This is a genomic window from Pseudarthrobacter sp. MOO14, assembly GCF_058267675.1.
This window is the reverse complement of record NZ_CM177849.1, coordinates 3,319,441-3,332,784: the sequence shown is the minus strand read 5'-3', so window position 1 is coordinate 3,332,784 and position 13,344 is coordinate 3,319,441. Positions and strand designations below refer to the sequence as shown.

The 13,344-nt window shown below is 66.5% G+C and carries 13 protein-coding genes; 2 read left to right on the top strand and 11 right to left on the bottom strand.

Annotated elements, in window-relative coordinates; all coding sequences use genetic code 11:
- Positions 1-32: 32 nt before the first annotated feature.
- The 5 genes from AC4EEV_RS15560 to AC4EEV_RS15540 form a co-directional block, all read right to left on the bottom strand.
- Positions 33-1,547, bottom strand: a complete 1,515-nt coding sequence (locus tag AC4EEV_RS15560) for a CoA-acylating methylmalonate-semialdehyde dehydrogenase (RefSeq protein WP_018762194.1) — start codon at positions 1,545-1,547, stop codon at positions 33-35.
- A gap of 30 nt (positions 1,548-1,577) precedes the next feature.
- Positions 1,578-3,527: a 3D-(3,5/4)-trihydroxycyclohexane-1,2-dione acylhydrolase (decyclizing) gene (gene iolD / locus AC4EEV_RS15555; protein ID WP_491330900.1), complete on the bottom strand. Its 1,950-nt coding sequence runs from the start codon at positions 3,525-3,527 to the stop codon at positions 1,578-1,580.
- Positions 3,528-3,556: 29 nt separating this feature from the next.
- Positions 3,557-4,477 carry a Cgl0159 family (beta/alpha)8-fold protein gene (locus AC4EEV_RS15550; protein WP_166651750.1) on the bottom strand — a complete coding sequence of 307 codons (921 nt, stop codon included), beginning with the start codon at positions 4,475-4,477 and terminating at the stop codon, positions 3,557-3,559.
- Positions 4,478-4,488: 11 nt separating this feature from the next.
- Complete coding sequence (iolC, locus tag AC4EEV_RS15545) at positions 4,489-5,508, bottom strand: 5-dehydro-2-deoxygluconokinase (protein WP_491329374.1); 1,020 nt, start codon at positions 5,506-5,508, stop codon at positions 4,489-4,491.
- A gap of 186 nt (positions 5,509-5,694) precedes the next feature.
- Positions 5,695-6,099 (bottom strand): tautomerase family protein, encoded by a 405-nt coding sequence (locus AC4EEV_RS15540; protein WP_491330899.1) that lies wholly within the window; start codon positions 6,097-6,099, stop codon positions 5,695-5,697.
- Positions 6,100-6,241: 142 nt separating this feature from the next.
- On the opposite strand from AC4EEV_RS15540, the gene AC4EEV_RS15535 reads away from it, so the two are divergent.
- Positions 6,242-6,622, top strand: a complete 381-nt coding sequence (locus AC4EEV_RS15535; RefSeq protein ID WP_240617841.1) for an ArsR/SmtB family transcription factor — start codon at positions 6,242-6,244, stop codon at positions 6,620-6,622.
- Positions 6,619-7,107 (top strand): SRPBCC family protein, encoded by a 489-nt coding sequence (locus tag AC4EEV_RS15530; protein WP_018762188.1) that lies wholly within the window; start codon positions 6,619-6,621, stop codon positions 7,105-7,107. The genes AC4EEV_RS15535 and AC4EEV_RS15530 overlap by 4 nt, the downstream gene beginning before the upstream one ends.
- Here the strand turns inward: AC4EEV_RS15530 and AC4EEV_RS15525 are convergent.
- From AC4EEV_RS15525 to AC4EEV_RS15500, 6 genes are all read right to left on the bottom strand, one after another.
- Positions 7,059-7,874: a triose-phosphate isomerase family protein gene (locus AC4EEV_RS15525; protein WP_109863836.1), complete on the bottom strand. Its 816-nt coding sequence runs from the start codon at positions 7,872-7,874 to the stop codon at positions 7,059-7,061. The genes AC4EEV_RS15530 and AC4EEV_RS15525 overlap by 49 nt on opposite strands.
- A 33-nt stretch (positions 7,875-7,907) precedes the next feature.
- Entirely contained in the window at positions 7,908-9,254 is a 1,347-nt protein-coding gene (locus tag AC4EEV_RS15520) for an MFS transporter (protein ID WP_491329373.1), read from the bottom strand.
- 81 nt (positions 9,255-9,335) lie between these two features.
- Complete coding sequence (locus AC4EEV_RS15515) at positions 9,336-10,103, bottom strand: SDR family NAD(P)-dependent oxidoreductase (protein WP_018762185.1); 768 nt, start codon at positions 10,101-10,103, stop codon at positions 9,336-9,338.
- A gap of 28 nt (positions 10,104-10,131) precedes the next feature.
- Positions 10,132-11,085, bottom strand: coding sequence for a 3-hydroxyacyl-CoA dehydrogenase family protein (locus AC4EEV_RS15510; RefSeq protein WP_175317639.1), 954 nt, complete (start codon positions 11,083-11,085; stop codon positions 10,132-10,134).
- The gene (locus tag AC4EEV_RS15505; protein ID WP_018762183.1) at positions 11,082-11,576 is read right to left on the bottom strand and encodes a ribose-5-phosphate isomerase; all 495 of its coding nucleotides are present in this window, start codon (positions 11,574-11,576) and stop codon (positions 11,082-11,084) included. Before AC4EEV_RS15505 ends, AC4EEV_RS15510 begins: the two co-directional genes overlap by 4 nt.
- A gap of 12 nt (positions 11,577-11,588) precedes the next feature.
- Positions 11,589-13,310, bottom strand: a complete 1,722-nt coding sequence (locus AC4EEV_RS15500; RefSeq protein ID WP_491329372.1) for a dihydroxyacetone kinase family protein — start codon at positions 13,308-13,310, stop codon at positions 11,589-11,591.
- Between the last annotated feature and the right edge of the window lie 34 nt (positions 13,311-13,344).

Sequence of the window (13,344 nt, the reverse complement as noted above, 5' to 3'; positions counted from 1 at the left end):
CGGTGGTTGAACCTGCCGAAACCGGATGGGGACTAGTTGGAGGGGAAGTTGTAGGAGGCGCCGGAGGCGTGGTGGGTTTCGGGCCAGCGGGAGGTGACCACTTTGCCGCGGGTGTAGAAAGAGACGCCTTCGGGACCGTACATGTGCTTGTCGCCGAAGAGGGAGGCTTTCCAGCCGCCGAAGGAGTGGTAGGCCACCGGTACCGGAAGGGGCACGTTGATGCCGATCATGCCGACGGTTACCGAGCGCTGGAACGTGCGGGCGGCCGCGCCGGAGGAGGTGAAGATGGCGGTGCCGTTACCGTAGGGGTTGGCGTTGATCAGCTTGATGCCGTCCTCGAGGGTGTCGACGCGGACCACCACCAGGACGGGACCGAAGATTTCCTCCGTGTAGGCGGTCATTTCGGTCTTGACATGGTCGAGGACGGTGGGGCCTACCCAGAAGCCGTTTTCGTGGCCGGGGACCACCAAGTCGCGGCCGTCCACCACCATGGCGGCGCCGGCGGTTTCGGCGTCGGTGACGATCCGGACAATGCGTTCCTTGGAGGCCGGGGTGATGACAGGGCCCATTTCGGCGCCGGGCGCGGTGCCGTTGTTGACCCTCACGGCTTCGGCGCGTTCCTGGACCTTTGCCACCAATGCATCGGCGGCGTCTCCGACGGCGACCGCGACGGAGATGGCCATGCAGCGTTCGCCGGCGGAGCCGAACGCGGCGGCCGCGAGGTGGTCCGCCGCATTGTCCAGGTCGGCGTCGGGCAGGACGATGGCGTGGTTCTTCGCCCCACCCAGCGCCTGGACGCGCTTGCCGTGCCGGGTGGCGGTCTCATGGACGTACTGGGCGATCGGGGTGGAGCCGACAAAGGAGATGCCGTCCACGTCCGGGTGGGTGAGGAGCCCGTCGACAGTTTCCTTGTCGCCGTGCAGGACCTGGAACACGCCGTCCGGCAGCCCGGCTTCCTTCCACAGCTTGGCCAGCAGCAGGGAGGCGGAGGGGTCGCGTTCGGAGGGCTTGAGGATGAAGGCGTTGCCCGTGGCGATCGCCATCGGGGCCATCCACAGCGGCACCATGACGGGGAAGTTGAACGGGGTGATGCCGGCGACCACGCCGAGCGGTTCACGGAAGGAGAAGACGTCGATGCCGGTGGAGACCTGGTCCGAGTAGTCGCCCTTGAGCAGGGTGGGGATCCCGCAGGCGTACTCCACCACTTCCAGGCCACGGCCGATCTCGCCCTTGGCGTCGGAAAGGACCTTGCCGTGCTCGGCGGTGACCAGGGCCGCGAGTTCATCCACATGGGCGGCGACGAGCTCGCGGAACGTGAACAGCACTGCGGTACGCCTGGCCAGGGAGGTCTCGCCCCAGGAATCGGCGGCCTTGCGGGCAGCGGCGACGGCGGTGTCCAAGTCGGCCCGGTTGGCCAGGCGCAGCTCGCCGGTGACCTGGCCGGTGGCCGGGTTGTAGACGTTCGTGGTGCGGTCGCCCTCGCCCGGGGTTTCGGCGCCGTTGATGAAGTGGTTGATCACGGTAGCTTCAGTGGTGGTGGCAGTCATGGAACTCTTCCTTGAGTAGGGGAAAGTGGGTCAGCCGAGCAGTTTGCGCTGGCGTGACTTGTGGTCGGCGTAGGCCCCGTAGGCCTGCGTGGTGGAGTCCAGTTCGGAAACCTGCGCGACCGGAACGTCCCACCAGGACTCGGAGGATGGTGCGTCCAGGAGAGGATCGGACTCGACATGGATCAGGATGGGCCCGCTGCCCTCGGGGGCGGCTTTGGCATCGCGGATGGCCTGCTCCAGTTCGGCGATCACCTTCTCCCCGGGTTCGATCCTGATGACCTTCACGCCCAGGGATTCGGCGTTCAGTGCAAGGTCCACCGGCAGGGTCTCGCCGGTGTCGAAGCTGTGCTGCTCCTCGTCCAGGGCCCGGTAGCGGGTGCCGAAGCGCAGCGAGCCCAGGGATTCGGACAGGGAGCCGATGGAGGCGTATCCATGGTTCTGGATCAGGACCACGATCAGTTTGATGCGTTCGGCGACCGCGGTGACCAGTTCGGTGTGCATCATCAGGTAGGAGCCATCGCCCACCATGACGACGACGTCCCGTACGTCCGCGCGGTCCCCGCCTGCCGCCGTCGCACGCGCCGCTTCGGCGAGCACTGCCCGCTTGACCCCGAGGCCGCCGGGAATTTCGTAGCCCATGCAGGAGTAGGCGTATTCGACGTGGTAGCCGAACGGGTCGCGGACGCGCCACATCTTGTGCAGATCGCCGGGCAGCGACCCTGCAGCGCAGATCACCACATCCGCCGCCTCCATGGCCCGGTTGGTGGCGCCGATGATTTCGTTCTGCGCCGGCAGCGGGGTGTACCGGGTGTCGAACGCCTGATCCACGGTGGCGTCCCAACGCTTCTTCTCCGCCGCGACCTTTTCCGCCAGGTCTGCGCCGGTACGGTAGCCGCCCAGGGCCGCGTTCAGCTTCACCAGCGCCTTGCGGGCGTCCGCGACGATCGGAAGGCTGGTGCCGTGCTTGTAGGCATCGAGCGGGGCGACGTTAATGTTGATGAACTTCACGTCGGGATTCTGGAACGCGGTCCGTGACGCGGTGGTGAAGTCCTCGTAGCGCGTGCCGATGCCAATGATCAGGTCTGCCTCTGCGGCAATGGCGTTCGCCGCGGTGGTGCCGGTGGAGCCGATCGCTCCGAGGGAGTGCTTGTGGTCCCACGGCAGGACGCCGACGCCGGCCTGCGTGTTGCCCACCGGGATGCCCGTCAGCTCGGCGAACTTTGCCAGTTCGTCGTTGGCGTAGGCGTAGAGGACGCCGCCGCCGGCGATGACCAGCGGGCGCTTGGCGGCGCGGATCGCCGCCGCGGCGCGGGCGATGTCGTCGTCCTCGGCCTCGGGGCGGCGGATCCGCCATTCCCGCTCGGCCAGGAATTCCTCCGGGACGTCGAGCGCCTCGGCCTGGACATCCTGCGGCAGCGAAATAGTCACCGCCCCGGTTTCGGCCGGGTCGGTCAGGACCCGCAGCCCGTGGTGGAACGCGGAGAACAGCTGCTCCGGCCGGGAGACCCGGTCGAAGAACTTGGACAGCGGCCGGAACGCGTCGTTGACCGAGAGGTCATAGGCGTACGGCTGTTCGAGCTGCTGCAGCACCGGATCCGCGACCCTGGTGGCGAACGTGTCAGACGGCAGCAGCAGGACCGGCAAACGGTTGGTGGTGGCCAAGGCGGCGCCGGTCAGCAGGTTCGAGGACCCCGGGCCGATCGAGGTGCTGATGGCGAACGTCTGGCGGCGGCGGGTGTGCCGGGCGTAGCCGACAGCTTGGTGGACCTGGGCCTGCTCGTTCCGGCCCTGGTAGTAGGGCATCAGGGACGGGTCCTGCTGCTGGTATTGCTTCAGCGCCTGGCCAACGCCGGCAACGTTGCCGTGGCCGAAGATACCGAAGGTGCCCGGAATGAGCCGCTCCCGGTAGTCCACGCCGCCAACGTTGTCAACGGTGTACTGCTTGGACAGGTATTCGACGACGGCCTGGGCCACCGTCATCCTGCGTGTTCCTGTGGTGCCCATGGGGACTACTCCGATGCTTCCGTGGTGTGGTGCAGCAGCGAGGCGGCGGTGGCGACGGCGCCGGCGACGTCCCCGTCTGCGGGATAGAGAAGGGTGCGGCCCACCGTGAGGCCTTGGACGCCGGGAAGCGCCAGCGCTGCTTCCCAGGTGGCGAAGACCTCATCCTGGGTGCCGTCCGGGTCACCGCCCAGGAGTACCGTGGGCATGGTGGTGGCCGCCATGACGCGTTCCATCTCCGCTACCACCGGCAGCTTCATCCAGGTGTAGGCGCTGGTGGAACCCAGGCCTTCGGCGATCGCAATGGACTTGATCACCGCATTGGTGGACAGGTCGTTGCGGACGCGGCCGTTTTCGCGGACCGAGAGGAAGGGCTCCACCATGGCGATCAGTTTCCGTTCGGCCAGCGAATCGATCGCGTGGGCGGTCGCCTCCAGGGTGGCGACCGTATCCGGGTCGCCCAGGCAGATCCGGGTCAGCATCTTCCCGCCGTCGGCACCAAGGGCCTCCAGCGCCGCGGCCGTGTGGCCGGTGAACCGGTCATCGATCTCGTTGACCAGCCCGGCCAGGCCGCCACGGTTCATCGAGCCGAACACGAGCTTCCCGTCCAGGGCACCCAGCAGCAGGAGGTCGTCCATGATGTCCGGGGAGGCCAGGACACCGTCGACGGCGGGGTTGGCCAACGCGATCTGGAGCCGGTCCAGGAGTTGGCGGCGGTCTGCCATGGCCACCGGATCCGCACCGACGGCAAGGGCGCCGCGGGCCGGGTGGTCGGCCGCGACGATGAAGTTCTGTCGTCCGGACTTCAGGCCCGGGTGGCGGCGGCGGGACTTCGCGGCGCGGGCCACAGCCTCCGGGTCCTCAAGGCGGATGGTGCTCAGGTGCTCATAGCGGCGCGGATCATCATCCAGGGTGCGGTTGGAAGCCATCGGGGTGAGGGTCACAGTGCTGCTCCTTCGGTGGCAAGCTGCGCGGCGGCACCGTCGCCGGGGACCGGCCGGCCGCGTTCGGCCAGCAGCGAGGTGACCTCCTCCGGCGTCGGCATGGCATCTGCGCAGGAGAGCCGGGAGGCGACGATCGCACCTGCGGCGTTGGCGTAGTCCAGGACCTGGGCCAACGGCCAGCCGGAGAGGAGCCCATGGCAGAACGCGCCGCCAAACGAGTCGCCGGCACCCAGGCCGTTCAGCGTCTCCACCGGAACGGGAGCGGACACCACCCGCTCGGTGCGGGTCTTCGCCATCACCCCTTCGGCGCCGAGCTTGACGACGGCGATCTCCACGCCCGCAGCCAGCAGGCGGTCCGCCTGCTCATCAGGAGTCCCCTCCCCCACGGCGACGGCGCACTCCTTGTCGTTGCCGATAGCGACCGTGACATACGGCAGGACTTTGGCGACCTCGGCCCGTGCCTCTTCCTCGGATGGCCAGAACATGGGCCGGTAATCCAGGTCAAGGATGGTGAACTGACCTTCAGCCAAGCGGGTGCGCGGGCGCGCTTCGTGGGCTGCGATGTGCGCTGACCGGGAGGGCTCCTGGCACAGGCCCGTCACGGTGGACCAGAAGATCCCTGCCTGGCGGATGGCGTCCAGGTCCAGCTCTTCAGCCTTGATCTGCAGGTCCGGCGCGGTGGGGAACCGGCCGTAGAAATACAGCGGGAACTCATCGGTTGCCGGCTTGATCGCGCAGAAGGTTACCGCCGTGGGCAAGTCCTTCACCGGGGTCACGAAGGTGTCATCGACGTTGAACTTGCGCAGCTCGCGGTGCAGGTAAACACCGAACGGGTCATCCCCGGTACGGGTAACGACGGCAGTGCGGCGGCCATGGCGGGCGGCGGCAACAGCAACGTTGGACGGTGAACCACCCAAGTACTTGCCGAAGGAATTAACGTCCTCCAAGCCAACCCCGATGTCGTTCGGGTAGATATCAACGCTGATGCGCCCGATCGTAAGAAGCTCGTGGGTCACGGTGATCGCGGACCTTTCTGGTGTGGAACCCGGCCCCTGTGAGGGGCTGGAGTTCCGGGACTGGCAGGCCGTGGCGTGGGCCACAGGCACTACTTTGCCGTAGATCGAATGTCCTGTCAAAAGTTTGTTCTGACATACTTACAACCAACAGCAGACCCGGCCCCCACGACCGGTAGGGGCCGGCAGTCAGTGTTTGGGGACCGCCAGCTCGCCGGTAACGTACTGCGCGCGGCCGAAACCGAACGACCAGTCACCGGCGCCATTTTCCACATAGCCGATGAAGACATCCTCGCCGGCGACCCCCAGTCCGGCGAGCTTTTCCGCCACGGCCGCGAAAAGCCCCTGCTTGGCCTCCTGCGACCGGCCCGCCTGGGTGAAAATCTGGATCATCACCACGCCCCCGCTGCGCTCGAATCCGAGGCCCGCATCCTGGGCAATGATCCAGCCCTGGGGGTGTTCCGTCAGGATGTGGAAGTAGTCCCGCTCCGGAATGCCATACTCGGCCAGGATTGCTTCATGGATCCCTCGGCTCAGCGCCTGCAATTCTTCGGCGGTGCGGCCTTCGTTGACGTCAATGCGGACCAGCGGCATGCTCATTCTCCTTTGCTTGCTTTGTCCTGACATACTAACAAGTGATGCAACAAGGGAACAAACCCTTGCAGGGAACCCGCGATGGTGCCTACAATTAATCAACCGCAAGGTTGATAAACAAAAAAGTTGATTTAAGGAAATGATGTTGATCTCCGATGACGCGGCCTTGGACGTGGCCTTCATGGCCCTGGCAGATCCCGTGCGGAGGCGCCTCATCGCCCGGCTCAGCAGGGGCCCGGCAACAGTGAACGAATTGGCGGAACCGTTCGAGATCTCCAAGCAGGCGGTCTCGAAACACATCCAGGTACTCGAGCAGGCGGAACTGGTGACCCGGACCAGGGACGCACAGCGCCGGCCCGTGCACCTGAACCCGGCCCGGCTTGAGGCGCTGACCGCATGGATTGACCAATACCGGTTGATCCGCGAAGGCCAGTTCCGCAGCCTCGACGCCGTTCTTCGATCAAGCACTGCCCACAGCGGCGGCCACCACAGTGGCGACCAATCCACCCAGGAGTCAAGATGAGCAATTCCCTGAAACTCAGCGTTCCCGAGGGCGTCCCCTTCATCGATTACGAGCGTGAGTTCGATTTCCCGGTCGCGGACGTGTTCCGCGCCCACAAAGAACCGGACCTCATTGTCCAGTGGCTGGGCCCGCGGGGCATGAAGATGGACATTGACCACTACGACTTCCGCACCGGCGGCAGCTACAGCTACCTGCACACCGGACGCGACGGTGTCGCCTACGAGTTCAAGGGCATTTTCCACACGGTCCGCGAGAACGAATTCGCCATCCAGACCTTCGAGTTCGGCGGATATCCGGATGTGGTCAGCCTGGAGTTCATGACGTTCGAGGACCTCGGCAACGGAAGGACCCGACTGCGGGGACATTCCGTCTACCCCAGCCAGGAAGCGCGCGACGGCATGGCCCAGTCCGGCATGGAGGGCGGCCTGTCCGAGGGTTACGAGCGGCTGGAAGAATTGCTGGCCGGGGCAACGGCTCCCGCCTGACGCAAAAGCACCGCCTCATCCAGGACGCGGCCCAGGTTCGCGGGGTCGTGGGCGAACCGGCCCAGGAAGAGTCCGTCCGCGGCTCCCAGCTGCGGCAACAGTCCAGGGCCGGCACTGCCGCCGTACATCACGGGGCAGCCCGGGCCCAGGGCCTCCCGGATCAGCCCGAGGACGGCGTTGACGTGGTGCGGGGCGGCGGGCTCGTCGGCGCCGATGGCCCAAACAGGTTCGTAGGCCAGGACCAGGCGGGGCAGCAGGTCCGTGTCGCCGCCCGTCGCGGCCCGGACCTGCCGCACGCAGAAGTCCGCGGCAGCACCGGCGTCGAGCCTGTCCGGTTCCCCGATGCACAGCAGCGGGGTGAGGGAATGGCCGACGACGGCACGCACCTTGCGGGCCACCACGGCGTCGTCCTCGGCGAACAGCCGGCGGCGCTCGGCATGTCCAACTTCCACCAGGCGGACGCCAAGTTCGGCCAGCATGCCGGGGCTCACTTCCCCGGTGAGCGGCCCGTCCCCCCATGCGCAGTTTTGGGCCCCGAGCAGCACCGGCGAGCCGGCCAGGATCCGCGCGGCCTGTTCCAGTACCGGAAAGGAAGGGATGACGAAGACCCGCACCGGGGAGTCCTGTGCGGCGAGTCCGGGCCTGTCATCCACGATGGAACGCACCTCCGACAGCCAGCGCAGGCTTTCCTGGTAGCCCAGGTACATCTTGGTGCTGACACCGATGTAGAGGGGGCCGTTGCCTGTGCTGCTGCCGGAGGTGCTCATGGTTTCCTTGCGTGTTGGTGGCTGCCGACGTGCTCAGTCGAGCAGGTCATCGGCCTTGTTCTTGAACCGCTTGGTGGCGTACATCATCGCGGCCGCCAGGAACGGCAGCACCCCGAGAGCGTAGACCCCCATGGATCCGGTGGGTGACTGCGTTGCCTCGTTGACTGCGGTCCGCAGGATGGGTGCTACGAAGCCGCCCAGGTTGCCGAGGGAGTTGATCAACCCGATGCCTGCCGCGGCAGCAGACCCGGCGAGGAACGCGGTGGGGTACGACCAGACCACCGGACCGACGGCAAGGAAGCTGCAGACTGCCAGGGTAATGAAGACCATGCCCAGCACCGGCTGGTGGTTGGTCCCCGCCCAGGCTGAGCCGAAGATGCACAGTCCGGTGGAGATGAACAGGATGGTGCCGAACTTCCGCCGCTTCGCCACCGTGTCCGCGGCCTTGCCGATGAAGTAGCAGGAGAAGATGCCGAAGAACCATGGCACGGCGATCAGCAGGCCGACGGCGAGTCCCACCTTCTGCCCGGTGAGGGAGGACACCTGCTGCGGCAGGAAGAAGGTCACACCATAGACCGCGACCTGCAGGCAGAAATAGATCACGGTGAAGTACCAGACGCGGCCGTTGCGCAGGGCGGCGAGGATGCCGCGGGGGCCATGCTCGTCCTTGATGGTGTCCTCCAGGGCCATGACTTCCTTCAGCGCATACTTTTCTTCGCTGCTGAGGAACTTGGCTTTCTCCGGACCATTGATCAGGAAAAAGAACGCCGCGATGCCGGCCAGGACGGCCAGCATGCCTTCGACGAAGAACATGACCTGCCAGCCGCGCAGTCCGGGGACCTGGTCGCCGATGTTGATGAGCCAGCCTGAGAGCGGGTTGCCGATCATCTGGGAGAAGGGCTGGGCCAGGTAGAAGATGGCGAACATCTGCACGCGGACCTTGTTCGGGAACCATTCGGCCAGGTACATGATCACGCCGGGAAACAGGCCCGCCTCGGTGACGCCGAGGAGGAAGCGCAGGATCACGAACGAGGTTTCGCCCTGGACGAAGGCGAAGCATGCCGAGACGATGCCCCAGGTGATGGCGATGCGTGCCAGCCAGACCTTGGCACCGACCTTCTTGAGCAGCAGGTTGCTGGGAATCTCGAAGATCGCGTAGCCGATGAAGAAGATGCCGGCGCCCAGGGCAAAGGCTGCGGCGGACACCCCCTTGTCCGCGCCCAGCGCGGCCTCGGCGAAACCGACGTTGGTTCTGTCCAGGAATGAGACGACGTAGAGGATGACCAGCATCGGCATGAGCCGGCGCGCCGCCTTCAAGATTGCCGATTTCAGGACCGGCCGGGCCAGGAGTTCCTTTGATGTTGCGGTGGTTTCAGACACAGCACTCTCCTTCGAGTGGGTGGCGGTGATGGGCCTGCGGGCCGGCGGCCCGCAGAGCTTGGTGGTGGCGGCACGGTGCCGTCAGTGCATGTACAGGCCGCCGTCCACGTTCAGCGTCTGGCCGGAGATGTACCCGGCGTCCTCACCGATCAGGAAGGAGATGGCTGCCGCAACATCCCGTGTGGTGCCTACCCGGTTCACCACGAGGTCCCTGACCAGTTCATCCTTGCGTTCCTCGCTGAGGGTGCCGCCCATGATGTCGGTGTCGATCGGACCGGGCGAAATCGCGTTGACCGTGATGTCGTACTCACCCAGTTCGCGGGCGGTGGCGCGGGTAAGACCGATCACGCCGGCCTTCGCTACGGAGTACGGGGTCTTGCTGAACGTGCCGCCGCCGCGCTGGGCGGAGACCGAGGAGATGTTCACGATCCGGCCCAGCCGGTTCTTCACCATCGATTCGGCGGCCCGGCGGGTCGCGTAGTGCACGCCGTTCATGTTGATGTTGAGCACCCGATCCCATTCGCCGGCGTCGAGCTCGAGGTAGGGGACCGGGGAGCTGACGCCCGCGATGTTCGCCAGCGCAACCAGCTGCGGAAGCTCGGCCTCGATCTCGTCGATGGCGGCGCGGACCGAGGCTTCGTCGCCGATGTTGGCGCCGGCGCCGTGGGCCTTGACACCGTGCTTTTCGGCCAGTTCCTTGGCCAGGCTCTTGCTGGCGGCGTCGTCAAGGTCGATCACGCCGATGTTCCAGCCGCGTTCGGCGAGGTAGACGGCCGTGGCGCGGCCGATGCCGCGTTCAGAGACTGCGCCGGTAACAATCACGGTGCGGTCTGCGGGGAAAACTGTCATGGAATGTTCCTTCTGGTTCAGGGAGGGGCTAGGACAGCGGGGCCGGGCCCAGGTCCTCGATGAGCTTCTGCATGGCGACGTAGGCCTTGTTCCGGTAGGCAACCAAAGCTGCGGTGCGCTCAGCCGGGACGTCGAGGAAGCCGGAGCCGGTCTTGGTGCCCAGCTGGCCGGCGTCGACCTTTTCCTGCAGGATCTGCGGGGTGGCGAACCGCTCCGGGAAGCCGGTCTGCAGCGACTTGTAGCAGAACGCGTAGACGTCCAGGCCGGCCATGTCTGCGATGGCGAAGGGACCGAAGAACGGCAGCCGGAAGCCGAAGGTGGTACGGACCAGCGTGTCCACGTCCTCGGCCGTGGCGATGCCTTCCTCCACCACCTGGGCGGCTTCGTGGAAGAGGGCGTACTGGAGCCGGTTCAGCACGAAGCCGGTGACATCCTTGACGGTAGCCGTTTCCTTGCCGGTCTCCCCCACGATGGTGCGGGCGGCCTGCACGGTCGCCTCGGAGGTCCCCTCGTGCGGAATGACTTCCACGCCGGGGATGAACGGTGCCGGGTTGGAGAAGTGGACGCCCAGGAAGCGCTCCGGGTTCTCCACCACTTCGGCCAGCTTGGCAATGGAAATAGTGGAGGTGTTGGAGCCAATGATGGCGTCCGGGCGCGCGGCGGCGCTGATCCGGCCCAGGGTGGCGTGCTTGATCTCGAGGACTTCCGGCACGGCCTCCTCGATGTATTCGGCGTCCGCCACCGCCTCCTCGATGTCCTTGGCTGCCCAGAGGTTTTCCTTCAGCAGGTCCGTGGCGTTGGCCGGGAAAAGACCGGCAGCCACGAATTCGTCGGATTCCTTCAGCAGGCGCTCGTAGTTGCCCTGGGCGATCTCGGCGGAGACGTCGGCGAGCGCCACGCGGGCCCCCGCAAGGGCCAGGACCTGGGCGATTCCGCCGCCCATGTAGCCGGAACCGACGACTGCGATATTACGGATGCTCATGTGGTTTCAAGTCCTTCCGACGCGCCCTCATAGGAGCAGATGGCGTCTACTTTGGCCGCGGATGCGGAGTTTTCATCGAAGCGGTAGTTGAGCCACTCGCCCACCAGCTTCTTGGCCAGTTCCAGGCCGATGACGCGCTGGCCCAGGGTCAGCACCTGCGCGTTGTTGGAGAGCACAGACCGCTCCACGGAGTAGCTGTCGTGGGCCGTCACGGCCCGGATGCCCGGTACCTTGTTGGCTGAGATGGCGACGCCCAGGCCGGTTCCGCAGATCAGGAGGGCACGGTCCGCTTCGCCGGCCGCCACCTTGCGGGCGGCGGCGACGGCCAGGTGGGGGTAGGCGGTGGTGTCGTCGGCGCCGACTCCCACATCCTCCACGGAAGCAACCCGGGGGTCAGCCTCCAGCAGTTCCCGCAGGGCGTTCTTGTATTCCACGCCTGCTTCGTCATTGCCGACGACGATGCGCCAGCCGGTTGGGGATTGCTCAGTCATAACGGTTCTCCTTCAGTGGCTTTCGATGGTGGCGGCGTAATCGGCCACCCTGCGGGCGATGAGGCCAAAGGACACAGCACCGGGGTCCGGGTGGCCCAGGCTCTTTTCGGCCAGCGGACGGGCCCTGCCCTTCTTCGGGCTGAGGCCGGCTGTCTCATCAGCGGCTTTTGCTGCCGCCTCCGCTGCCGCACTGAGGCTTGCAGCCAGGCTGCCGCCGTCGTCTATTGCCTTGGCGAAGGTTTCGGCGAACGGAAGCAGCGCATCCACCATGGTCTTGTCCCCGGCTTCCGCCTTGCCCAGGGTGACAATGGAGTCGCGGAGGGCGTTGACGGCCGCGGTCGCGTCGGCGGCCGTGTAGGCGTCCTTGCTGCCCAGCGTCCTGCCGACGGCGGTGACGGCCGCGCCCCAGAGGGCCCCGGAGGTACCCCCGGCCCGCTCGGCCCACTGCTCCCCTGCCGCCGCAAGGACTTCCTCCAGGCCGGCGCCGCCGGCGTGGGATTGCTCCGCGGCGGCTACGGCAGCGTCCACGCCGCGCCGCATGCCGATGCCGTGGTCGCCGTCCCCGGCGATGGCGTCCAGCTTTCCCAGGGCGTCTTCGTGTTCGACGACGACGGCGCGGGCCTCCTTCAGCGCGTCAACCGCGGTGGCTGCCAGGGCGGTTGAGGCCGGGGTGGCGGCCAGCGAAGTGATGGCTGCCGCCTCGGCCAGGGATTCGACGGCCCGGGCCCGGCGGCGTGCCAGGTTGCCCTTCCGGAAGGCCGGCGTGTCAGCGGGGGCGGCCCAGAACTTCTCCAGCTCGGCGTCCAGCCAGAACAGCGTGAGGGACAGGCCGGACATGTCCAGGCTGGTGACCAGCTCACCGCACTCGGGCTCGACGATCTCCAGTCCGGCCTCGGTGAGCAGGGCTTCGATCCTGCCGAACAGCAGGAAGAGTTCGTCGTACTTGACGGTCCCCAGGCCGTTGAGGATGGGTACTACCCGCTGGCTTGCGGTTTCAGGCTTGTCCTTCAGCAGGCCGTCCACCAGCAGCTTGGCCAGTTCACTGGCGGTGGGAAGCGGCTGCTCGGAGATGCCCGGTTCGCCGTGGATACCCAGCCCCACCGACATCATGCCTTCGGGCACGGTGAAGAGGGGCTCTGCTGCTCCGGGAAGGGTGCACCCCGCGAACGCCACGCCCAAGGAGCGGGTGTGGTGGTTCGCCTTGGTGGCAAGCCGCTCCACCTCGTCCAGGTCCAGTCCGGCTTCTGCCGCCGCGCCGGCAACTTTGAAGACCGTGAGGTCGCCGGCGATACCGCGGCGCTTGCCGATTTCTTCGACCGGTGCGCTGGCGATGTCGTCGGTGACCAGCACGGTCCGGGTCTGGATGCCTTCGGCGTTCAGCTTGTCCTGGGCCTGGCCGAAGTGGAGGACGTCGCCGGCATAGTTTCCGTAGCTGAGGAGGACGCCGCCGCCGGTCTGGGCTGCCTTGGCAACGCGGTAGACCTGCCCCGCGGAGGGGGAGGCAAACATGTTGCCGCAGGCGCTTCCGGCGGCGAGCCCGGCCCCCACCAGGCCGGCGAAGGCGGGGTAGTGGCCGGAGCCGCCACCGATGACCACTGCCACCTGGTTCTCGGGAGTTTCGGTGGAACGGACAACACCGCCGTCGACACGCGCCACATACTGGCGGTTGGCGGCCACGAAACCGTCGAGGGCGTCGTCTGCGAACTGCGCTGGATCGTCAAATATCTTTGTCATGATTCCTCGTTGAACCCGTTGGATCGGTTGGGAG